At 59.1% G+C, this 23,007-nt stretch carries 18 protein-coding genes; 4 read left to right on the plus strand and 14 right to left on the minus strand.

Annotated features, from left to right (window positions below):
- Positions 1-28 precede the first annotated feature (28 nt).
- The 9 genes from KFZ77_RS07545 to rluE all read right to left on the minus strand — a co-directional run bounded on the left by KFZ77_RS07545 (position 29) and on the right by rluE (position 10,280).
- Positions 29-1,150 (minus strand): ribosomal protein uL16 3-hydroxylase, encoded by a 1,122-nt coding sequence (locus tag KFZ77_RS07545; protein WP_031519935.1) that lies wholly within the window; start codon positions 1,148-1,150, stop codon positions 29-31.
- A 135-nt stretch (positions 1,151-1,285) separates the two neighbouring features.
- Positions 1,286-2,749: a two-component system sensor histidine kinase PhoQ gene (gene phoQ / locus KFZ77_RS07550; protein WP_031519933.1), complete on the minus strand. Its 1,464-nt coding sequence runs from the start codon at positions 2,747-2,749 to the stop codon at positions 1,286-1,288.
- A complete protein-coding gene (gene phoP, locus KFZ77_RS07555; protein WP_031519931.1) occupies positions 2,746-3,420 on the minus strand; it encodes a two-component system response regulator PhoP in 675 nt (224 codons plus the stop codon). The genes phoQ and phoP overlap by 4 nt, the downstream gene beginning before the upstream one ends.
- A gap of 133 nt (positions 3,421-3,553) precedes the next feature.
- Positions 3,554-4,924, minus strand: a complete 1,371-nt coding sequence (gene purB, locus KFZ77_RS07560) for an adenylosuccinate lyase (RefSeq protein ID WP_264385879.1) — start codon at positions 4,922-4,924, stop codon at positions 3,554-3,556.
- Positions 4,925-4,942: 18 nt separating this feature from the next.
- Entirely contained in the window at positions 4,943-5,572 is a 630-nt protein-coding gene (gene hflD / locus KFZ77_RS07565; protein ID WP_031519927.1) for a high frequency lysogenization protein HflD, read from the minus strand.
- Positions 5,573-5,648: 76 nt separating this feature from the next.
- A complete protein-coding gene (mnmA, locus tag KFZ77_RS07570; protein ID WP_264385880.1) occupies positions 5,649-6,770 on the minus strand; it encodes a tRNA 2-thiouridine(34) synthase MnmA in 1,122 nt (373 codons plus the stop codon).
- Positions 6,771-6,938: 168 nt separating this feature from the next.
- Positions 6,939-8,888, minus strand: a complete 1,950-nt coding sequence (locus KFZ77_RS07575; RefSeq protein ID WP_264385881.1) for a methyl-accepting chemotaxis protein — start codon at positions 8,886-8,888, stop codon at positions 6,939-6,941.
- A gap of 271 nt (positions 8,889-9,159) precedes the next feature.
- Entirely contained in the window at positions 9,160-9,615 is a 456-nt protein-coding gene (locus tag KFZ77_RS07580) for an NUDIX domain-containing protein (RefSeq protein WP_031519922.1), read from the minus strand.
- Between the two features lie 2 nt (positions 9,616-9,617).
- Positions 9,618-10,280, minus strand: a complete 663-nt coding sequence (gene rluE, locus KFZ77_RS07585) for a 23S rRNA pseudouridine(2457) synthase RluE (protein WP_264385882.1) — start codon at positions 10,278-10,280, stop codon at positions 9,618-9,620.
- 218 nt (positions 10,281-10,498) lie between these two features.
- Between rluE and icd the strand changes: the two genes are divergently transcribed.
- Positions 10,499-11,749: an NADP-dependent isocitrate dehydrogenase gene (gene icd, locus KFZ77_RS07590; RefSeq protein WP_031519918.1), complete on the plus strand. Its 1,251-nt coding sequence runs from the start codon at positions 10,499-10,501 to the stop codon at positions 11,747-11,749.
- Positions 11,750-11,858: 109 nt separating this feature from the next.
- Positions 11,859-12,362: a hypothetical protein gene (locus KFZ77_RS07595; protein ID WP_264385883.1), complete on the plus strand. Its 504-nt coding sequence runs from the start codon at positions 11,859-11,861 to the stop codon at positions 12,360-12,362.
- A gap of 221 nt (positions 12,363-12,583) precedes the next feature.
- On the opposite strand, the gene KFZ77_RS07600 is transcribed toward KFZ77_RS07595, so the two are convergent.
- Positions 12,584-14,548: a methyl-accepting chemotaxis protein gene (locus KFZ77_RS07600; RefSeq protein WP_264385884.1), complete on the minus strand. Its 1,965-nt coding sequence runs from the start codon at positions 14,546-14,548 to the stop codon at positions 12,584-12,586.
- 295 nt (positions 14,549-14,843) lie between these two features.
- Here KFZ77_RS07600 and KFZ77_RS07605 point away from each other — a divergent pair, with 295 nt between their 5' ends.
- A complete protein-coding gene (locus KFZ77_RS07605; protein ID WP_264385885.1) occupies positions 14,844-16,304 on the plus strand; it encodes a sugar porter family MFS transporter in 1,461 nt (486 codons plus the stop codon).
- A gap of 46 nt (positions 16,305-16,350) precedes the next feature.
- Here the strand turns inward: KFZ77_RS07605 and KFZ77_RS07610 are convergent, their stop codons facing one another.
- Positions 16,351-17,310 (minus strand): GGDEF domain-containing protein, encoded by a 960-nt coding sequence (locus KFZ77_RS07610; protein WP_264385886.1) that lies wholly within the window; start codon positions 17,308-17,310, stop codon positions 16,351-16,353.
- 228 nt (positions 17,311-17,538) lie between these two features.
- Between KFZ77_RS07610 and KFZ77_RS07615 the strand changes: the two genes are divergently transcribed.
- Entirely contained in the window at positions 17,539-17,733 is a 195-nt protein-coding gene (locus KFZ77_RS07615; protein WP_031519900.1) for a hypothetical protein, read from the plus strand.
- Positions 17,734-17,759: 26 nt separating this feature from the next.
- Here KFZ77_RS07615 and KFZ77_RS07620 read toward each other — a convergent pair whose 3' ends face one another.
- The 3 genes from KFZ77_RS07620 to KFZ77_RS07630 form a co-directional block, all read right to left on the minus strand.
- Positions 17,760-18,005 carry a DinI-like family protein gene (locus KFZ77_RS07620; RefSeq protein ID WP_031519898.1) on the minus strand — a complete coding sequence of 82 codons (246 nt, stop codon included), beginning with the start codon at positions 18,003-18,005 and terminating at the stop codon, positions 17,760-17,762.
- A gap of 90 nt (positions 18,006-18,095) precedes the next feature.
- On the minus strand, positions 18,096-20,294 hold the full coding sequence (locus KFZ77_RS07625) for a glycoside hydrolase family 2 protein (protein ID WP_264385887.1): 2,199 nt from the start codon (positions 20,292-20,294) through the stop codon (positions 18,096-18,098).
- The gene (locus KFZ77_RS07630) at positions 20,291-22,990 is read right to left on the minus strand and encodes a hybrid sensor histidine kinase/response regulator (RefSeq protein WP_406678802.1); all 2,700 of its coding nucleotides are present in this window, start codon (positions 22,988-22,990) and stop codon (positions 20,291-20,293) included. Before KFZ77_RS07630 ends, KFZ77_RS07625 begins: the two co-directional genes overlap by 4 nt.
- Positions 22,991-23,007: the final 17 nt, after the last annotated feature.

Genomic DNA, 23,007 nt, shown 5'->3' on the forward strand with positions numbered 1-23,007 from the left:
CCCGGCGCGGTTTTTTTATGCTCGTCACTCAGTCGGCAAAATACCAGTAGCCGCTGTTCACCAGTGCGGCCAGCATGGCGAGGAACGACGGATCGTCAAGCGCATCGCCGAAGCTGTCACCGCTCAGCGTCATGCTGCTGGCCAGCGCTTCCAGCGCCGGACGGTGCGGAGACTCAATCTTCTCGCCGTTAGCGAACACCGCATCGCCCACGCGCAGCACGCGCAGACCACCCAGGCGTACCAGCGAATCGCCCTGTTTCAGCGCATCGTAGATCTCATCCGGCTGGTACGGCGGCTCCGGCGGCGCCACGTCCAGTTCATGACGCGACTGGCTGATAAACTCTCCAAACCACTGATTGAAGTGCTCCGGATCGTTGATCAGGCCCAGCATCATGCCGCGCAGCTTGTCCAGCTCGGCGGGCACGATATCCGCCGGATGCTCACGCGCCGGCACGTCCGGGTCAGCGTAGCGATGGCTGCCCAGCTCGCGCTGCAGCACGTAATCGGCAAAGCCGCTGATCAGCTCGCGGCCGCTGGGGGCGCGGAAGCCCACCGAGTAGTTGAGCGAGTTTTCCAGCGAATAGCCTTCATGCGGGAATCCTGGCGGAATATAGAGGATGTCGCCCGGCTCCATTTCTTCGTCAATGATGCCGTCGAAGGGGTCAACCTGCAGCAGATCCGGGTGCGGGCAGTGCTGCTTCATCGGCACCTTTTCCCCCACGCGCCAGCGGCGACGGCCGGTGCCCTGAATGATAAACACGTCATACTGGTCCAGATGCGGGCCGACGCCGCCGCCCGGCACCGAGAAGGAGATCATCAGATCGTCGATGCGCCAGTCCGGCAGGGCGCGGAACGGCCGCATCAGCTCGGCGGTCGGCTCATGCCAGTGATCCACCGCCTGCACCAGCAGTGACCAGTTGTTCTCACCCAGGTGATCGTAGCTCTCAAACGGGCCGTGGCCGACCTGCCATTTGCCGTCCTGATGGCTTACCAGGCGGCTGTCCACCTCGTTTTCCATTGCCAGACCCGCCAGCTCATCCGGAGAGATCGGATCGACGAAATTCTTGAAGCCGCGTTTAAGCACCACCGGGCGTTTCTGCCAGTAGCGCTCAATAAAATCGGGCCAGTTTATATCTAAGTGGTAATCCATAGGAGGGTGTCCGGCAGCAGGTTAACTAGCTAACAAATCACTATTTTAGCGCTCCCGCCCCCGTTTGTCGTGCCGGGCGGCGGGAAAAAAGCAGGCTACGGGCGCACCTGCTGGATAAAACAGCACAAGGAAGGACTACAGCGCATCCCCGGCCGGACGCTGGCGGCCAAACAGGATCTCCATGCGCGCGCCGCCGAGCGGACTTTCGCCGATGGTGATATGCCCGCCGTACTGGGCAACGATATCGCGCGCCACCGACAGACCCACGCCCTGGCCGGGGCGCAGGGTGTCGGCGCGCTGGCCGCGATCGAAGATCAGCGAGCGCTTGCTCTCCGGAATGCCGGGGCCGTCGTCTTCCACGATCAGGATCAGCGCTTCGCCATCCGGGCGGGCGCTGACTTCAACAAACTCCAGACAGTATTTACAGGCGTTATCCAGCACATTACCCAGCACTTCCATAAAGTCGTTCTGCTCACCGACGAAAATAATCTCCGGCGAAATGTCGAGGGTGATGTCCACGCCCTTGCGCTGGTATACCTTGTTCAGCGCCGAGGTCAGGCTGTCGAGCAGTGGCCCGACGGCGTGCACTTCCCGGCTCAGCATCATGCTGCCGCTGCGCATGCTGGCGCGGTTGAGGAAGTAACCGATCTGCTGGGAAATACGGCTTATCTGCTCCAGCATTACCGGTTCGGCCTGCTCAACGCTCAGCTTGCTGGTACGCATCGAACGCAGGGTACTCTGCAACACCGCCAGCGGCGTTTTCAGGCTGTGGGTCAGGTCGGTGAGGGTGGTGCGGTATTTGTCGTAGCGCTCGCGCTCGCTTTTCAGCAGGCGATTGAGGTTGCGCACCAGGCTGGTCAGCTCCCGGGTCGTTGCCGGGTTAAGCTGTTCGCGGTGATGCTCCTCCAGCTCGCGCACTTCCCGCGCCAGCGCCGCGATGGGGCGCAGGCTCCACCAGGCCGCCAGCCACAGCAGAGGCAGGACCAGCAGCAGGTTGGCAATCAGCACGTATATAAACCAGTTCCACACCATATAGGAGCGTTTCAGCTCGACCGGGATAGTATCCACCACCACCACGGTCAGCGCCGGCATGCGCGGTGTGGCGGGGTAGAGATTCACCGCGACCGAGTGGGTCATCTCGTAGTCGGTGTCCTCTTCGTGGAAATCGCTCAGCTGCTCCTGCACCGGGTGGTTATTGCCCACGAGCTGGCGGCTGGTGGTGTATTTCGCCTCCAGCTCGTGGAAGCCGTTGGCGGTGAGCCAGTCGGGACGGATCTGTTTAACCAGCCACGGCACCTGACGCTGGGACCACATCAGCTGGCCCTTTTCGTTATAGATAAGCGTGATGGTGGGGCTTTGCAGATCGAGGTTTTCCGGCAAATCGACGCTGATTTTGCCATTTTCCCAGCTTGACAGGGTGTACCAGAGATTGCTCTCGCCGCGCAGCAGACGGAAGGTGGTTTTGTCGAAGCTGACGCTGTAACCCACCAGCGCCACCAGCCCGTAGGCCAGTGACAGCACCAGCACCACCGCGGCGGTGGCCAGCAGGAAGCGGACCCGCAGCGAGAGCGGGAAGAAGTGGCGCATCAGGCGTTTCATTTCGGCAGGTCGAAGCGGTAGCCCTGACCGCGTACGGTGTTGATCACCTCATCCGGATACAGCGCCTGGATTTTCTTGCGCAGGCGGCCCATCAGTACGTCAATGGTATGGCTTTCGCGCAGCTCGGCGTCGGGATAGAGCTGCAGCATCAGTGAATCCTTGCTCACCACTTTTCCGGCGTTGCGGATCAGGGTTTCGATGATGGTGTACTCAAAGGCGGTCAGCTTGATCAACTCTTCATTGACCGAGAACTCGCGGCGCGAGAGATCCACCTGGAACGGCGGCAGGGAGATCACCTGCGAGGCCAGGCCGCTGTTGCGACGCATCAGCGCCTGCATCCGCGCCATCACCTCTTCAATGTGGAACGGCTTGGTGACGTAATCATCAGCCCCCGCGCCCAGCACTTCCACCTTATCCTGCCAGCCTTCGCGCGCGGTAAGCACCAGCACCGGCAGACCCACATCGTGGCTGCGCCAGCGGCGGATCAGCGACAGGCCATCCTCATCCGGCAGGCCAAGGTCAACAATCGCAATATCGGGGGTGTGCTCGTTTAAGAAGTAGTCGGCTTCTCTGGCATCTTCGGCCGCATCGACCTGATGACCCAGCTCCTGCAGTTGCACCTTCAGATGGTGACGCAGCAGGGCATTATCCTCGACGACCAGCACGCGCATGACGCTTCCTCTTCATAAATTTACGGCCTGAATAGTTTAACGCGAATTATGGTAGCGAAGGGATAAACATTAGTTAAACCGTGGGACGGTGCGACGGGGAAACCCCCTTGCCGGGCGGCAAGGGGGCAGGGCATTACTTCAGATCGTCAACCATCTGGATGGCACGACCGATGTAATTTGCCGGGGTCATCGCTTTAAGGCGGGTTTTCTCCTCCTCCGGCAGCGCCAGACCGTCGATAAACTGCTTCATGCCGTCGGCATCGACGCGCTTACCGCGGGTCAGCTCTTTCAGCTTCTCGTACGGCTTTTCGATGCCGTAGCGACGCATCACCGTCTGGATCGGCTCAGCCAGCACTTCCCAGTTGTGATCCAGCTCGTCCAGCAGGCGATCGCGGTTCACTTCCAGTTTGCTCACGCCTTTCAGGGTGGACTGGTAGGCGATCAGCGCGTAGCCGACGCCGACCCCGAGGTTACGCAGCACCGTGGAGTCGGTCAGGTCGCGCTGCCAGCGGGAAACCGGCAGCTTGCTTGCCAGGTGTTGCAGCATCGCATTCGCAAGGCCGAGGTTGCCTTCGGAGTTTTCGAAGTCAATCGGGTTCACCTTGTGCGGCATGGTGGAGGAGCCGATCTCCCCGGCGATGGTTTTCTGTTTGAAGTGGTTCAGCGCGATGTAACCCCAGACGTCGCGGTCGAAGTCAATGAGGATAGTGTTGAAGCGCGCCATGCAGTCAAACAGCTCGGCAATGTAGTCGTGCGGCTCAATCTGGGTGGTGTACGGGTTCCACTGGATGCCAAGCGAGGTGACGAACTCTTCGCTGAACTGGTGCCAGTCCATTTCCGGGTAGGCGACCATATGGGCGTTATAGTTCCCGACCGCGCCGTTGATTTTACCGAGGATCTCCACCTGGCCGAGCTGACGATACTGGCGCTCCATACGGTACGCCACGTTCGCCATCTCTTTACCCATAGTAGACGGGGTTGCCGGCTGGCCGTGGGTGCGCGAGAGCAGCGGGATGTCGCGGTACTGGTGCGCCAGATCCTTCACGCCGTCAATCAGCTTGCGCCAGTACGGCAGGATCACGTCGGTACGCGCGGTCTGCAGCATCAGGGCGTGAGAGAGATTGTTGATATCTTCGGAGGTGCAGGCGAAGTGAATAAACTCGGTGACCGCGTGCAGCTCAGGCACCGCCGCCACTTTCTCCTTCAGGAAGTACTCCACCGCTTTAACGTCGTGATTGGTGGTGCGCTCGATGGTTTTGATACGCGCGGCGTCTTCTTCACTGAAGTTCGCCACGATGGTATCCAGGTAATCGTTTGCTTCTTTGGCAAAAGCAGGAACTTCCTTGATTGCTGCGTGCGCGGCCAGCTTTTGCAGCCAGCGTACTTCCACCTGTACGCGGAATTTCAGCAGGCCAAATTCGCTGAAGATAGCGCGCAGCGGGCTGACTTTATCGCCGTAGCGTCCATCGACAGGGGAAACGGCGGTCAGGGAGGATAATTCCATAGTCACAACTCCGGGAGGTTAACAATGAGCGAGAATATTTTTTGCCTGAGCGGTCAGGCGGCTACGGGAAAACATAAGCTGGAAGCGGCCACCGCCGACCTGCTGCCAGAGCACCGCGGCGCGGATACCGGCCAGCAGCGTGGCGCGTACTTTGGCCTGCACCTGCGGGCTTTGCAGCACGGCCGGTGAGCCGGTGACCTGAATGCGCGGGCCGAGCGGGCTGATGACGTCAACATAAATACCGGCCATCGCGCTGAGCAGGGTATCAGATTCAAGATCGAAATGGTCGAGCTGGCGGTGCAGGCCGCTGATGCTGCTGCCGAGGGTATCCATAGCACCCTTGGTGCCGGCGAGCTTACGCTCCAGCACCATCAGGCTCAGGGTATAGCGCGTCAGCTCAGCGTTCAGCCCCTGGCGGTTGCCGGCGTTGAGCACGCCGAGCAGGGTCTCCAGACCCAGTTTCAGGTTGGCTTCGCGACCGCCAAACACCCCGAGCGTGGAGTCAGGGTTCTGATCGATGACGCTCTGCAGCGACACGTGCAGCGCTTCGGTATCGCAGTGACCCTGATGCGCCAGCTCCTGCACCAGACGGGCCGACTGGCAGATGCCCGCCAGCGCCAGAGTGATGTCATAATAGTTCTTCGCCACGCCAACTCCTTGTTCTGACCGCGCTCGTAAACCGTCGCAGGGCGACGGCGAGCCAAAAGGTAAAATAGAGAATCCGTTATGCCGGCAGCCCGATACGCTGCTCGATGATGCCGCCGCCGAGGCAGACATCACCGTCGTAGAACACCGCAGACTGGCCCGGCGTCACCGCGGCAACCGGCTCGTCGAAACGCACTTCAATGCGGTCGTCGCCCAGCGGGATCACGGTGCAGGGAATATCGGTCTGGCGATAGCGGGTTTTCACCGTGCAGCGTTTTTCCGCTTTCCAGTTTTCACGATCCACCCAGTGCAGCTGCTGGGCAATCAGCCCGACCGACATCAGACGCGGATGATCGTGACCCTGCGCGACGATAAGCACGTTGTTCTCAACGTCTTTGTCCACCACGTACCACGGATCGTCGCTGCCCTCTTTAGTGCCGCCGATACCCAGCCCTTTACGCTGGCCGAGGGTATGGTACATCAGCCCCTGATGCTCGCCGATGGTTTCACCGTCGACGGTAATGATTTTACCCGGCTGGGCAGGAAGGTAGCGGCCGAGGAAGTCGCGGAATTTGCGCTCGCCAATGAAGCAGATGCCGGTGGAATCTTTTTTCTTCGCGGTGACCAGATCGAGCTGTTCGGCGATGCGGCGCACCTCCGGTTTTTCCAGCTCGCCCACCGGGAACAGGCTCTGGGCAATCTGCTCGTGGCTCAGGGTATAGAGGAAGTAGCTCTGGTCTTTATTGCCATCCAGCCCGCGCAGCAGGCGGCTTTTGCCGTCGACGTCAGCGCGGCGCACGTAATGCCCGGTGGCGATGAAGTCGGCACCGAGATCTTCGGCGGCAAATTCGAGGAAGGCTTTAAATTTGATCTCTTTGTTGCACAGAATATCCGGATTCGGCGTACGGCCGGCTTTGTACTCTTCAAGGAAGTGCTCGAAGACGTTATCCCAGTACTCTGCGGCGAAATTGACGGTGTGCAGTTCAATGCCGAGCTTATCGCACACGGCCTGCGCATCGGCAAGATCCTCGGCGGCAGTACAATATTCCTCGCCGTCGTCCTCTTCCCAGTTCTTCATGAACAGGCCTTCCACCTTATAACCCTGCTGTTGCAGCAGGTAAGCGGAAACGGAGGAATCGACACCGCCGGACATGCCGACGATCACTTTTTTTGGGCTTTCTGACATGGAATACTCACGCATTGAACAACAAGGCGGCGTATTCTATCACGCACTGGCGGCGCAAACACCCCCGAGCGCGCCGGGTTTTCCCTCCGGCGTGCAGAAAAGGCGCGAACGGCAAAAAACAGGCCTGCCCGTCTGTATGTGGCGGGCAGGGGGAGCGGAGCGCGGCAGCGCCCCGATACTGGTTTACGCGGCGCGTTCGTCGAGGCTGAACTGCTCGACGGTTTGCGCCAGCTGCTGGGCTTGTTCTTCGAGCGAGGTGGCGGCGGCGGCCATCTGCTGCACCAAAGCGGCGTTCTGCTGGGTAACACCATCCATCTCGTTGACGGCAATCGTCACCTGACTGATGCCCTTCGACTGCTCATCGGACGCGCTGACGATTTCGCCAATAATGGTCTGCACCGAATTTACCGCCTGCGTCATCTCCTGCATGGTTTTCCCGGCATCATTCACCAGCTGCACGCCGTTTTCCACGCGCTGGCTCGACTCCTCAATCAACCCGGCGATCTCTTTCACCGCATTGGCGCTGCGCTGGGCCAGGCTTCGCACTTCGCTGGCCACCACCGCGAAGCCGCGGCCCTGTTCCCCGGCCCGTGCCGCTTCCACCGCGGCGTTGAGCGCCAGGATGTTGGTCTGGAACGCAATGCTGTTGATCATGGTGGTGATATCACCGATCTTCTTCGCGCTGTCGTTAATCTGCGCCATTGTCTGCACCACCTGGCCGACCAGCGTTTCGCCGCGGCTGGCAATCTGCGTGGCGTTAGCGGTGAGCTCGGTCGCATGATGCGCGTTGGTGGCGTTGTGCTTCACGGTGGCGCTGATCTGCTCCATGCTGGCCGCGGTCTGCTCCAGCGCTGCCGCCTGCTGCTCGGTGCGCGAGGAGAGGTTGATATTGCCGCTCACGATCTCGCCTGCCCCCTGGCGCACGGAGTCACTGGCTTCTTTAATCTGCCCGACGATCCCGCGCAGCTGCACCTGCATGGTGTGAAGCGCATAAAACAGGCTGCCGCGATCCCCCGATTTAACCGCAATCGCGTTATCCAGCTTGCCGTCGGCCACCGCCAGGGCGATAGTCGCGGCGTGCAGCGGTTCTCCACCGAGCGGTTTCAGCACTTTGCGGCTAAAGACGATGCCCAGCAGCGCGCTCACCAGCAGAATGCTCACCACCATCAGCACAATGGCGTTCATCAGCTGTCGGTTGGCGGCTGCCATGACCTGACTGACCGGGGCCACGATGCCCAGATACCATTTGTCGGTGCTGTTACCAATGCTGATGGGTTGCCAGGTGACTAACGCCTCTTCGCCGAGGATCGGGTCGTTCTGTTCCATGACGTTCGCGCTATAGCCGCCGGTCTCCCCAGTAAAGGGCTTACTGGTCAGGGACTTATCCGGGTAAGAGATCACCTTCCCGGTAGTAGAGAGCAACATGGCGTAGCCAGTCCCTTCCCAGGGTTTAATCTGGTTCACTTTTTGCTGCAGCAGGGCCAGGGAGATATCAGAGGTCACCACCGCCTGCAGCTTGTTGTCGGTCACGATGGGGGCAGCCACCGAGGTGAGCAGGGTAGGCACGCCGTTATAGCTGTAGCTGTAAGGCTCGATCAGCGTATCTTTCATGCTTTTTTGCGGCACGAGGTAGTAGTCGCCCTGGCCTGGCGTGGTGTATGAGAGTAGCGGATGAAGCTGATAATTACCCGCCTTGTCGCTGTCAACGAAGAAGGCGTACCGGCCTTTTGGTGCCTGGCCTGGCTGCCCGTCGAACGCCGCATCCTGCCCGTCAAAGGCATTTTCTTCGAAGATCACCGAGACGGAGAGGTAATCCGGATTATCGCGCAGTGCGCCTTCCAGCAGCGTATCCACGACCTTACGGTCGGTTACGCCCGCGCGGGGCAGGGCCGCCAGGCTGTGGCCGAGGTTATGCGCCACGTCGCGCGCGTAATTTAACTCCTGCTGAATCTTCAGCGCCTCGCTCTGGGCTATCTGCTGCAGATAGTTTTCTGCCAGCGATTTCTGTTCACTGCTGGACTGCCAGCTCAGCACGCCGATGGTCACCACAAACCCCAGCGTGATGGTTAAGGCGCCGGTCAGCAGCATCTGTGTGCGGGTACTCATCTTTTTTTGTACGGATTGTCTGGCCATCACGGCTCCTCAGGATCAACCACAAACTATCATCACTGTCCCTTCACGTAGCGCCTCCTGGTCAATGCTCTATCGGCGTTTATTTTTTGTTCTTTAATTCCATGCAAAGGACAGTGGCTGGCATAAAAACGGGGGTTTTTGCATCCTGGTAGCAGGGCGCGCGGGAGAGCGAGACAGATAGGAAGGAAAGCGTTCAGGGGAGCGATGAGCGGCAGCATGTTAAGCTGCCGTTAATTATTTCGCGGCGAAACAAATCAGTAAAGGCGTGATGTTATGCCCCACCCGGGGACCAGTTAAATGCCCCGATGACCGACAGCGGATAGCGCGTCCCCTCCTGCCAGCAGCGAATGCTCTCCGCCACCAGCGGCGAGCGCAGGTTGCCAGCGTTCAGGATCTCGTCGGCGCTGACCCACAGGCAGCGGTCGATATCGCTGTCGTGAGGCGTGGTGTCGCACTCGGCATCCAGATCGATGGCGAACAGAAAGCGCAGGAACGGCGTGCGGTCCGGCGCGATCCACTGGTGCATGCGCACAAAGGTGTCAGGCACAGCGACAATACCGGTCTCTTCATACAGCTCGCGGCTCGCGGCCTCGACCAGCGTTTCGTCCGCTTCCAGATGCCCGGCGGGCTGATTCCAGGTCGCTTTGCCGTTAACGGTCTCTTCCACCACCAGAAATTTCCCGGCAGCGTGCACCACGCAGGCGACGGTGACATGCGGCTTAAACATCATTACTCCTTGGTTAGCGGGACATCGCGCCACTCGCCGCTGGCGAGATTGTCGAGGGTATAAGGCCCCATTGCGTAGCGGATCAAGCGCAGGGTAGGGAAGCCGACGTGCGCGGTCATGCGTCGCACCTGGCGATTGCGCCCCTCGTACAGGGTGATTTTGAGCCAGGCGGTGGGAATGGATTTGCGCTCGCGCACCGGCGGATGGCGCGGCCATAGCCATGAAGGCTCTTCCACCTGCTCCACCCCGGCCGGCAGCGTTGGCCCGTCGTTGAGCGTCACGCCGCTGCGCAGGGCCGCCAGCGCCTCTGGCGTCGGCTCGCCTTCCACCTGCACATAGTAGATTTTTCCGGTGCGTTTACCCGGCTGGGTAAGCGTCGCCTGTAACGCGCCGTCGTTAGTGAGCACCAGTAGCCCCTCGCTGTCGCGGTCGAGCCGCCCGGCGGCATACACCCCGGAAACCGGAATGTAGTCTTTCAGCGTGGCGCGCCCGGCCTCGTCGGTGAACTGCGGCAGCACATCGTAGGGTTTATTGAACAACACCAGCCGTTTCGGCCCGGTGTCGCGGCGGCGGGCGGTATCTTGTCGTGAGCTGAATCGCTTAACGCGGTGATTTCTAAAAGAAGTTCCAGGCATACTATTTTCAGTCAGTGGGGATTGCCGCATTATAGCGGAATCACGACTGCCTGGCATGGTTGCAAAGTTTAAGGTAGTATCGACAGGCTCATTACAATTCATTAACAAAATATGCGCTGAATAATTCGCGTTGCAGGACGGCGGCACGAGACGAATCCCGGCTCCGGTACGGGGTAGCCGAGAGGCCAAAGCATCTACGGCGTGAATATGACAGGCATCATAATCAGAAGCGCTCGAAGGAGAGGTGAATGGAAAGCAAAGTAGTTGTTCCGGCGGAAGGTAGTAAGATCACCCTGCAAAACGGCAAGCTCAACGTTCCGAATAATCCGATTATCCCTTTCATTGAAGGTGATGGTATCGGCGTGGACGTGACCCCGGCGATGCTGAAAGTGGTGGATGCCGCCGTTGAGAAAGCCTATAAGGGCGAGCGTAAGATTTCCTGGATGGAAATTTTCACCGGTGAGAAATCCACTCACGTTTACGGCCAGGACGTCTGGCTGCCTGCTGAAACCCTCGATCTGATCCGCGACTACCGCGTTGCCATCAAAGGCCCACTGACCACCCCGGTCGGCGGCGGTATTCGTTCGCTGAACGTTGCCCTGCGTCAGGAGCTGGACCTGTACGTCTGCCTGCGCCCGGTACGTTACTACCAGGGCACCCCAAGCCCGGTTAAGCACCCGGAACTGACCGACATGGTTATCTTCCGTGAGAACTCCGAAGACATCTACGCCGGTATCGAGTGGAAAGCCGACTCTGCCGAGGCGGAGAAAGTGATCAAATTCCTGCGCGACGAAATGGGCGTGAAGAAGATCCGCTTCCCGGAACACTGTGGTATCGGCATCAAGCCGTGCTCTGAAGAGGGTACCAAACGCCTGGTGCGTGCGGCCATCGAGTATGCGATCACCAACGACCGTGACTCCGTGACCCTGGTTCACAAAGGCAACATCATGAAGTTCACCGAAGGCGCTTTCAAAGACTGGGGTTACCAGCTGGCGAAAGAGGAGTTCGGCGGCGAGCTAATCGACGGCGGCCCGTGGATGACCATCAAAAACCCGAACACCGGGAAAGAGATTGTCGTAAAAGACGTGATTGCTGACGCCTTCCTGCAGCAGATCCTGCTGCGTCCGGCGGAGTATGACGTTATCGCCTGTATGAACCTCAACGGCGACTACATCTCTGACGCCCTGGCAGCGCAGGTTGGCGGCATCGGTATCGCACCGGGCGCGAACATCGGTGACGAGTGCGCCCTGTTCGAAGCGACCCACGGTACTGCACCGAAATACGCCGGTCAGGACAAAGTGAACCCAGGCTCCATCATCCTTTCCGCGGAAATGATGCTGCGTCACATGGAGTGGTTCGAAGCTGCAGACCTGATTGTTAAAGGGATGGAAGGCGCGATCAACAACAAGACCGTGACCTACGATTTCGAACGCCTGATGGATGGCGCTAAGCTGCTGAAATGTTCAGAGTTTGGCGACGCTATCATTGAAAATATGTAATCCGGATGTTGGGTTGCATAAAAACGGGAGCCAGCGGCTCCCGTTTTTTTAAATGCTGCAGGTAAATAGGTAATACGCAATTCTATTTTCAGTTCAAAAGGAGACGCTAATGGATAATGAAAAGTTACATTATATTGATTTGCTTAAATTACAATATGAACGAATAGCTCAGCATGAAAATCAACGCCTGATGTTTAGTAGTCTTGTATTGACCATTACATTGGCGGTCGTTGCGGTGATTTTTTCCAAAGATAATGAAATTACGGCAGGTCTATTTGTTAGCTTGTGTTTTCTCTTAATAGTTATTAATGTTTTTGCATGTTTATTTGTCAGAAAGTCAAGGTATTGGATTAAGTTTCATCAGAAAAGGGCACGGATAATCTTAAGTGAGTATAATCCAGAGCTCAAAGCGGCGGTATACAATGACGGGAAGAAATCAGGGGAAACATGCTGTAAAAATGGACACGGCCAACAATCACCTGAAAAACCGAATAGCGATTTAGATATATTCAAACGTCCTGGGCTGCAATTATACTTACATGCTGTTTTAATCATTTTCCTGATTGGTATAATGTTGACCAAATTTAATTTTAACTGCTTACTTATAGATTAAATTAATATTACATCCCGTGGTGAGGGTTAAATAGATAATTCGGAAATGTTTAGTGCGTTGAGATAAATATGCATAACTGTTCGAAGAGACTTCTAAATAAGGGCTAACTATAAAAATCGAGCCTTCTCCATTCCCGAGTGACTTTATAAAGAGCCTGATTATCTGTTGTTAAAACTACTGCTGGCCTCAGACAAAGCCAGCAGTAACCTACAAGGCAGACGTTACCGGCCTGCAGACAGCACCTGCAGCACTTTCAGCTCGGCAACGGCTTCCTGCATGGCATCCATCCCGGCGGTCAGGGTGCGCAGGCTGTCCAGCTGCTTCACAATATCGGCGCGCTCGTTGCGCGTCTGATGGCTCATTTCGGCAATCGCATCGGCGGACTGGATGCTGCGCTCCGCCATATCGGTGGCGGTGGCCACGGTGTTGCTGGCAACGCCGCGAATGCGCGAGATGGTGTTGACCGCATCGTCGATGTTGCTGGCGGTGGCTTCCGCCTGCTCTTTGGACAGATGCGCCAGACGGCGCACCTCCTGCGCCACCACGGCAAACCCACGTCCCGCTTCACCCGCGCGTGCGGCTTCCACCGCCGCGTTCAGCGCCAGGATATTGGTCTGGAACGCGATATTGCTGATGCCGTGGGTGATGACGTTGATGCCGTTGGAAATTTTCTCCAGGTCATCCAGTCCTTCCCCTAAACGACCCTGCGCCCGCTGGCTTTCGGTGGCGATGTCGCTGATAGCGCGAATACTGCTTTCCGCCATGCTGAGCGCTTTTCCCTGGCTCTGGGTTGAGGCTTCCAGCGCGGGTAGCGCCTTCACCACTGGGGCTAACTCTTCCTGATAGCTCACGACGCGATCCAGCACCCGGGTCTGTATGCGGTTCAGCGCTTCCCAGCGGCGCAGCGCGCGCTGCGCGTAGTGGGCCGCATAGCTGGCATACTCCACCGGGAACTGCGACATCGCTTTGACGTCGTGATTGAAAAACACCAGCGCCGAGAGCGTCTGGTTGATCGGCACGCCGAGGATCTCGCCGAAGCTTGAGAAGCCTGCCGCCGGGATACCTTTAAAAAAGTGTGCGTCATGCAGCTGATCGACGTTACCCATGCGGCGCAGGATACAGTCATTCATCATGATCGCCGCCGGTTTGCCGTGTAGCGCGGTAAATCGCTGCCAGTCCTGCCGTGTGGCCTGTTTGAAGTCGGTTTCCTGCATCAGGAACAGCCGGTCGCCAAATTCAAGATCGCAGAAGAAGCTCACGCAGCCGCTGTCCATTTTCGCTACCGAGCGAATGAAATACTCATCACCCACCTTTACCGCAAACGTCAGGCCTTTGAGTCCGTCGCTGAGCCGCTGCTCACTGCATCCCAGATGTTCAGCCAGCGCCCGGGTAAACGGCTGCTGCTGGCCCTGGCTGTTGAACACCGAGGTCACGGTACGGGTGATGGGATCGGCTTCCGCAATCAGCCAGCTCTTATCCAGCGGCGTGAAGTTCTGGCTCTTGAAGGGCGCGAATGACTTACCCTCAGCCATGCGGCAGAACACAATCACGGCTTTGCCCTGCAACACCCGGCCGCCAACGCCAATCCATGTGCCGTCAAAGCTGACGCGGCCGCCCGCAGAGCCGCCAATGGCGAGGCAGGGGAACGGGCCGCTGTTGTACCAGGCCTGCATCAGGAAGCCTTCCGACGCCGACAGGCCGTCGCAGTAGATCATGGCGAAGGTACGATCGGCGGAGAGCGGCATGCGCAGCGGCATCGCTGCCAGCTCACGCTGAATGGCGTTGACGCGCTCTGTTGCCGTGGCGGTGTCGTTAAGGTGCAGATCGACGATATGTGTCTCATGCTCAGCGATCAGGGTGTCGGGCAGCCAGAGCCAGCTTCCCTCCGGGCCGTCACCCTTACAGTAGGTGGTGTGGCTGCCGCTGGCGCTCAGCGCGCCGTTCGAGGAGAGGGTGATGACGGTCAAATCCGCCGAGGTGAAACGCTGCCATGCCTGGCTCACCTGATGGAAATCGGCCTCAGGGGGAACGAAGGTCAATAAAATGCCGGAGGCGCGCGTACTCAACCCGGCATCAGACAGGGATGTCGGCAGGGTGCGGCAGTCGAAAATACCATCAGCGGGCTTCGCCTCGCCGATAAAACGGAAACCTGGAACGCCTTTGCGCATTGTCTTAATAAAAGACATGTTATTGTTTTTCCTGAAGTTAATAAATTACTGCCGGTGCAGGTGATAAAAAAGAGGGCTAACTGTCAGGTCCGTTCGCAATCAGTACTCAGCACTGAAGTTCAGCCTCATCTGTGAACTGAGTCCTTCAGTGCTGAAGCGTTATCGGCGGCGTTGGCACGAGCTTCAGTGATTAGTGCCATTGGTGAAAGCTGCTATGTCTGTGATTTAGATCTCATTTCTGGATTCATGCCTATACTTATACCTTTCTTTACACAGCGACCTGCTGTGTTTGCCGTTAAACATGGATGCCACTATGCAAAACCCTTCCCCGACCCCGTCGACTACGCAGGACGACAGCGGGCCGCTTAACTTCACTGTCCAGCAACGTCTGTTCTTCGTGGTGCTGGTCGCCACCATGGGCGCGCTGGCCTATGGCTACGACACCGGGATCATCTCCGGCGCGCTTCCATACATGACGCTGCCAGCCTCGCAGGGCGGCCTCAACCTGACTCCCTTTACTGAAGGGCTGGTGACCTCCTCGCTGACCTTCGGGTCGGCGGTCGGCGCGTTTCTCAGCGGTTATGTCTCGGACCGCTTTGGTCGCCGTATCACCCTGCGCAGTCTGGCGCTGCTGTTTGTCGCCGGGGCGCTCGGCACCACCGTGGCCCCCAATATCGAAATCATGGTGGTGATGCGCTTTATTCTCGGTATCGCCGTCGGCGGCGGCTCTTCAACCGTGCCGGTATTTATCGCCGAAATCGCCGGGCCGAAACGCCGGGCGCCGCTGGTGAGCCGTAACGAGCTGATGATCGTGTCAGGCCAGCTGCTGGCCTATATCGTCAGCGCCTCAATGAGCCTGCTGCTGCACGATCCGCAGATGTGGCGCTACATGCTGGCGCTGGCGATGGTGCCGGGTGCGTTACTGTTCGTCGGCACCTTCTTTGTGCCGGCCTCGCCGCACTGGATGGTGGCGGAAGGGCGCTTCAGCGAAGCGCTGCGTATTTTGCGTAAGCTGCGTGAGAACCCGCGGGACATTAAAAAAGAGATGGCGGACATGCGCCAGAATGCCCGCGAAGCACGCCAGGGGCCGTCCGCGCGCGAGCTGCTGAAGGAGAAATGGATCGTTCGCTTGCTGGTGATGGGCTGCGGCATGGGGATTGTGCTGCAGTTTACCGGAGTTAATGCCTTTATGTATTACACGCCGATCATCCTGAAGAGTACCGGTCTCGGCACCAGCGCTTCCATCGCGGCCACCATCGGCAACGGCGTGGTGTCCGTGCTGGCGACGTTCGCCGGTATCAAAGCCATCAGCCACTTTGGCCGCCGCCCGATGCTGATGACCGGTCTGACCATCGTTATCGCCATGCAGCTGGCGCTGGGTGCGGTGCTGGTGTTTATGCCGAACAGCATGACGCAGAGCCTGCTGGCGCTGGCGTGCATCCTGGTATTCCTGTTCTTTATGCAGATGTGCATCTCGCCGGTGTACTGGCTGCTGATGGCGGAGCTGTTCCCGATGAAACTGCGCGGGGTGTTAACCGGCTCGGCGGTGTCGTTCCAGTGGATCTGTAATGCCGCCGTGGCGTTTGCCTTCCCGCCGCTGCTGTCGCTGGTGGGTAACAACGCGTTCTTTATCTTTGCCGGCATTAACGTGGCGTCGCTGGTGTTTGTTGCACTGGTGCTCCCGGAAACCCGTGGCAAATCGCTGGAGCAGATCGAAACGCATATGCGCGAGCGCTTCGGTGACAAAGGTGAGGCGTCTGCGTCCGCCGTGTGATAGCGCGGCCCTGCAGCCGTGGGGAGTGCCTCACGGCTGCAGGCGGTCAGGGCAGGTTTTTCCTGCGCTTCTCAGAGTACATCACGCTGTCGCTCTCTTTGACCATCTCCAGCAGCGAGGTAAACCGATCGTAGTCGCTGTGCATGATGCCCCATGAATAGTTGATGTTATACGGCTTACCGGCGTTAGCGTTATGCGCGTCTATGCCTTCGCGCAGCTTGTCGAGGAAAGGTTGCACCTCGCTCGCACTGGCCACCATCACCGCAAATTCGTCCCCGCCGAGGCGGCCAACGATATCTCTCACGCCCGCATGCTCACGCAGCTGCCGCGCGAATACCTTCAGCACTTCATCTCCTTCGGCATGGCCCCACAGGTCGTTGATCGGTTTGAACTTATCCATATCAAAATAGATGATGCTGAATGACGCCGCTTCCTGACGCAGCGCTTTAAAGCGCTTATCACCGCTGCGATAGAAGCCGCGGCGGTTGGGAATACCGGTCAGGCTGTCGGTCATCGCCATGTTGATGACCTGAAACTCATCTTCGAGAATAAACGCCAGATCCTTGAGGGAGGTAATATCCTCATCGGAGAAGTCGCGCGGCGTGGCATCGATCAGGCACAGGGTGCCGACCACCGCGCCATCGGGCAGGCGCACCGGGTAACCGGCATAGAAGCGGATGAAGGGCTCGCCCGTCACCAGCGGATTATCGTGGAAGCGTTCATCGAGACGGGCGTCGTTCACGATAAACGGCCCCGCCTGCAAAATGGCGTGGCCGCAAAATGAGACGTCGCGCGTGGTTTCCCGCGTGTTCAGCCCCTGGCAGGCAAGCAGCCACTGACGGTCGCGGTCCAGCAGGCTGATGATCGCCACCGGCACCTTAAAAATTTTTTTGGCAAGCCGCGTTAAGCGTTCGAAGCGCTCATCATCCCTGGTATCGAGCAGGTCGATCATGTACAGGGACTTCAGCCGCTCTTCTTCATTTTCAGGTATTCCGGGAAACTTCATCTGTTACCTCGACGTCAGCGGTGGCGTGGCCGCCATCATTCTGAAAGCGTGCATTCTGACAAAATATATCCTTCAGTAAATGACTGAGTATAGAGGTAAAAAGGGGATGTTTGTGGCGCGTGGAAAAGGTGTGACCACTGGCCTGCGGGCGAAGCCTGCGCGAAGCGCGCCACGCAACTCGTCCACGCTCAGCTAAACTTACTGAACACACATTCCCGGGAGGCAGCAATGTTTAACCACGATACTAATGACGAGCGTAAAAAAGAGGGTGAGGTGCATAAGGGGCTGCCGGAGGCGGCACCGAATCACGGCAATGCGTATGAAGAAGATGATCTGGGCGTGACGGGCAATCCGAATCAGCATGGTGAAGCGCCCCGGCCGGAAGAGGCCGCCGATAATAACGCTTCACGTCGTAATAAATAGTGCCACAGGCGCGGGGCCGCGCCTGGTTACTCCTCTGCTACCAGCCACATATCGGCTTCTTCAAACATCTCCTGAATCGCCTGGCTGATAATCGATTTCTCATTTTTGGTCGCATCGGTGTTTATCGCCGGATTGGTCATCATCGGCTTCACGCGCACGTCAGCGTCGGGGAAAATACGGTGGATACGTTTGGTGAGTTCAGTAAGGATAAGCTCGCGCGCGCCGGGTAACCCTGCCACGTTGCGCTTATCGTAAATGAGTTCGACGAACATAAAAGTGCCTTTACTGTTTTTTTGTACAGCATTCTTGCCTGCTTTGACCCGGGATGTCAAGGGCGCGACGGGGGTGACCGCGCCCGTTGTTCACCGGGGCAGCACGTCGATGCGCAGCCGGTTGTCCGCCACGGTTTTTCCCCCGGCGTTGAGAATACGGCTTTCCACCTGCAACGGCTGCGTACCCGTTGGCGTCACTGGCAGACTAACAATTTTATTCCCGCTATCGGCCGGGATAGTGACGGGCTGCTCGCCCTGTTCCAGCAGCTTCCCGCCCTGTTTCACGCGCCAGGCCAGGCGCGCGCCGGAGAGCCCGGATGGCTGGTCGTTGACGATCCACAGGTGAATTTGCCCCGGCTGGTCCGCTTTCCACTGCACGTTAACCGGGTCGATGGAGGGCAGCAGCGGCTGATAGGCGCGCTGCAGGGCGTAATAGCCGGCCTTCGGCTGGCGCAGGTAGTCCACCACGCCCCAGTTTATCGACGGCCAGGTCTCAACAAACATAAACTGGAACAGGGCGGTTACCGGCTGGTAGCGTTGACGCCGGTAGCTTTCTGCCGCCAGCGCCACGAGGTCAGCCTGATATTGCTGGGTGTTATGGATGAAGCTTGCCATCGAATCGCCGCGGGAGAGACCGGCATTTTTGAACGTCTGAATCGGCTGGAAGTTGTGGTACTTCCAGCTCGTCCATTTCGGATCGCCCGGCTCGGTGCTGGCAGGCCACCAGTCTTTACGCGGAATTATGGTTTTCAGCGTGCTCAGCTTCGGCAGTGCCTGGGCACCAAATTCGGTGATGATGGCGGTTTTCGCCGGCTCCAGCAGGTTCTGCAGCGTTCCGAAATACCAGCCCGCCCAGTAGTGCTCTTCGACGGCAGAGTAAGCGTGGACGATGCGCGTCTTGTCTTCGGCCAGCGCATCGGCGACGCGCTGCATCAGTACGCGGTTGAGATCTTTATGCCAGTCAGGGAAGCGCTTCTCCATCCACGGCGAGTTGAACGGCGGTTCGTTCTGACCACCCCATACCACGATGGAGGGCGAGTTGCCGAACTGCGCCACCATCTCGCGGCTCTGACGCGCAGCGTTGTCAGCAAAGGCGTCGCTGTCGTCATAGCCCCACTGTAATGGCACGTCCTGCCAGATCATCAGTCCGCGCTCGTCGGCCTGCTGATAGAGCGACCGATTAGCGACGTGACCATGCACGCGGATCGCATTGGCATTCATCTTCTCTACCAGCGCAAAATCCCGGGCGTAACGGCGCGCTGTCATGGTGCTCAGCCAGGGGGAGCCGATGTAGTTGGTGCCGCGGATGAACACCCGCGTACCGTTGACGGTCCAGCCTTTATTATCGGGTTGTTCAATTACCTGGCGCAGGCCGGTGCGGCTGCGGCGGCGGTCCAGTACTCCCGCGTCGTCGCGCAGGGTGGCGGTGACCTGATAGAGATGCGGGAAGCCATAGCCCACAGGCCACCACAGCTTCGCATCGGGCATCGGCAGCGACACCGCGATGCGCTGCGGGGTGTCGCCGGTCGCTTTCAGGCTCATCGGGAAGGCCTGCTGATAGCGCGTCCCGGTGAAGTTATCCGGCGCGGCGGTCAGGGTCAGGGTGGTCTGCACATCCGCCGGAGCGCGATACACCAGTTCGGCGCTGAGCGTGGGCTTGTCCAGCCCCTGCGACCAGTCGGGACGCAGGATCAGATTATCAATAGCCACGGCGCGGCTCAGGCGCAGGCGCACCGGCGCCCAGATGCCGCCTGAGTTGGCGTCCTGCCCCTGCGGCGACCAGGCACCGCCGGGCCGCGAGTCGTGCTGGTTAAGAATGCCTTTAACCTGTTTTTTATGCAGCGGCCATATCGTCTTCGGATCTTCAAACGGGCTGTCCACCCGCACCGCAAGGCGGTTGTAACGCGTGAGATCGCCAGTGATGTCTATGGCGAAGCGCTGGAAATAGCCCTCGTGCTTCGCCTGACGCTTACCGTTGAGCCAGACGTCAGCAAAGTAATCCACGCCGTCAAACTCCAGCGTCGCCAGGGTGTCGGCTGCGGGCTGTGGCAGCGAAAATTCGGTGCGATACCAGAGCGCACCCTGGTGGTCCCAGCCGGCGCTGTACCAGTTGGCCGGCACGCGCAGTTTGCGCCAGTTGGCATCCGTGCCGCGCCAGCCCTCGAAAGCCGGATCGTTGCCGTCGTGGGCGCGCCACTGGCCCGCCAGGGACCAGCTCACCGGGACCGGCGGCGCAGCCAGCACGGGCAGGGCGAGCAGGGCGCTTGCCAGCAGAATCAGACGCTTCATAGGCTCTCCCGAAGTTCTTGCAGGCGGGCGGTAACCGCATTGCTGGCCTGCAGCAGCTGCGCACTGAGCTGCCCGGCGTCCAGGGGCTCACCCTGTTTCGCGGCGGTTTCGGCGCGCTGTAACAGGCTGACCAGTTCGTCGAACCCGAAGGTGCCCGCTTCGCCGCGCAGCTTATGGGCGAGACGCCCGATGGCCTGGCGATCGTCTGCGTGCAGCGCAGCATCCAGTGCCTGTACGGTGTCGGTAAAGTGGTCGTCAAACAGGGCCAGCAGCTCCTGCAATAGCGGCGGATCGACGCCGATGCGCTGGCACAGGGTTGCGGCGTCCGGCGAATCCGCCGGGGCGGTGACCGGGTCAGGACTCAGGTTTAGCCCCATGACGCGATCGATTTCATTGCTCAGCACGTCGAGGGTCACGGGTTTCGCCACATAGCCATCGAAGCCGTGCGCAAGGCAAAACTCCTTGTCGCCCTTCATGGCATGGGCCGTCATGGCGATAATGCGCTGGTGAGCGAAGGCCGGATTTACCTGTTCGCGCTCGCGGATAATCTGCGTCGCGCGCTCCCCGTCCATCTCCGGCATCTGCAGATCCATCAGGATCACATCCCACGGACCGTTATCAAGCTGCTCCAGCGCTTGCAGGCCATTATCGGCGAGGGCGAATTCATGCCCCAGCCGGGTCAGAAAATGGCTCGCCAGTTTCTGATTCACCAGGTTGTCTTCCGCCAGCAGAATGCGCAGGCCGCTGCACCGGGGGGCAACCTGCGCTGGCGCTGGCTGCGGCGTGCTGGCCGGGAAGGCCGTGGTGGTAGCCAGCGCCGCAAGCATCGCCTCTTTCAGCTCATACTGGTCCACGGGCTTGCTGAGAAAGTACTGGATACCCAGGCGTTTTAGCTGCCCGGAATCCATAAAGCGGCTCATCGAACTGAGCATCACGATTTTGCTGGCGGCGAGGCGGGCATCGGCTTTGATCTCCCGCGCCAGCGTCATGCCGTCCTTTTCCGGCATCTGGGCATCAAGCAGGATCAGGGCAAAGTGCGGATTCTGCGCTAACAGCGCCAGCGCGGCGTCCGCGCTGTCGGCGGTGGTCGGTTTCATTCCCATGTTGCGCAGCATATCGCTCATCAGGCGGCGGTTAGTGGCGTTGTCATCCACCACCAGCACCGTCACGCCCACCAGCGACGGCGGCGGTACTGACGGGCTGACCACCGGCACCTCCGGCAGCGGCAGGCTGAAGTGGAACACGCTGCCGCGGCCTGGTTCACTCTCGACGTTAAGCTCGCCGCCCATCATCTCCACCAGCCTGGCGGAGATGGTCAGGCCAAGCCCGGTGCCACCATAGCGCCGGGTGGTGGAGGTATCCGCCTGGCTGAAGGATTCAAAGATGAGCGACTGTTTATCCTGCGGAATACCAATCCCGGTATCGCGCACCTGGAAGCGCAGACGCGCTGCCTCGTCCTGGCGGGTGACCGACAGCTCCACCTCTCCGCTGTGGGTGAACTTCAGGGCGTTACTCACCAGATTGGTCAGTACCTGGCGCAGGCGCACGTTGTCGGTGGTGAGCACATTCGGGACATCCGGGGCAATGTTGAGCAGCAGTTCGAGATCTTTTTCCGAGGCGATGGGCATCAGGGCGCGCATCATCGACTGCAGGAACGGCCGCAGCTCGAAACGCTCCTCGTCAAGCTCCACCTTACCGGCCTCGATCTTCGAGTAATCGAGGATGTCGTTGATGATACGCAGCAGCGAACGGGCGGAGTGCTGCACGAGCGTCATATACTCGTGCTGCTCATCGCTCAGCGGCGTTTCAAGACACAGCTGGGTCATGCCGAGAATGCCGTTCATCGGGGTACGGATCTCATGGCTCATATTGGCGAGAAACGCGCTTTTTGCTTCGTTAGCCGCGCGCGCTGCGGCCACCGCCTGAAGCGACACCTGCTCTGCTTCTTTACGTTTGGTGATGTCCTGCAGGGTGCCGATCACCCGCAGGGTTTCGCCCTCCACGCTCAGGCTGATCACCTGACCGGAAAGCAGCATCCAGCGGTAGCTGCCGTTGCGGTGCAGCAGGCGGATCTCCCGCTCAAACACCGGCTGTTGCTGATTGCTGGCATCCGCCAGCAACTGCTGAAGCGCCAGCCGATCGTCGGGGTGAATAATGGTATCAAACAGCGACCCGGCATAGTGCCAGGTTTCACGCGGGTAGCCGAGCAGCGTCAGCAGCGCATCGTTAACCTGCAGCAGATCGCTCTGCTTGTGCCAGTCCCAGATGCCGATAAGCGTCGACTCAGCGGCCAGCAGAAAATCCTGGTGCAGCTGCTCGCGCGAGCGGGTGATGAGATCCAGCCCGGACATATCGGTATGCAGGCTGACAATGCCGCCGTCCGGGGTGCGGGTATGCTGGACGTAGAGAGTTCGACCGGACATCTCGCGCAGCTCGCTGTGGTTATCGAGGCGGCAGCGGGCCAGCAGGCTGTTCATCATCGACTGTTTATTCTGGCTGTCGTCCGACATATAGGCGCTGGCGATAAACCCTTCAGCCAGCTCAGTGAGCGTCATTCCGGTCTTGATACGATTCGTCATCCCCGGGTAAAACTCTTCAACCCGGGCATTAAAGGCCACCAGCCGCTCATCGGCGTCATAAACCAGCAGCGCGGCGCGGAGCGCATCGAGTTCCTGTGGCATTTTACCTTGCGGCATCTTTCCTCCTTTCCGCG

Origin of the sequence: Siccibacter colletis, from assembly GCF_025914095.1 — a bacterium.
In the GTDB taxonomy this organism is placed as follows: Bacteria; Pseudomonadota; Gammaproteobacteria; order Enterobacterales; family Enterobacteriaceae; genus Siccibacter; species Siccibacter colletis.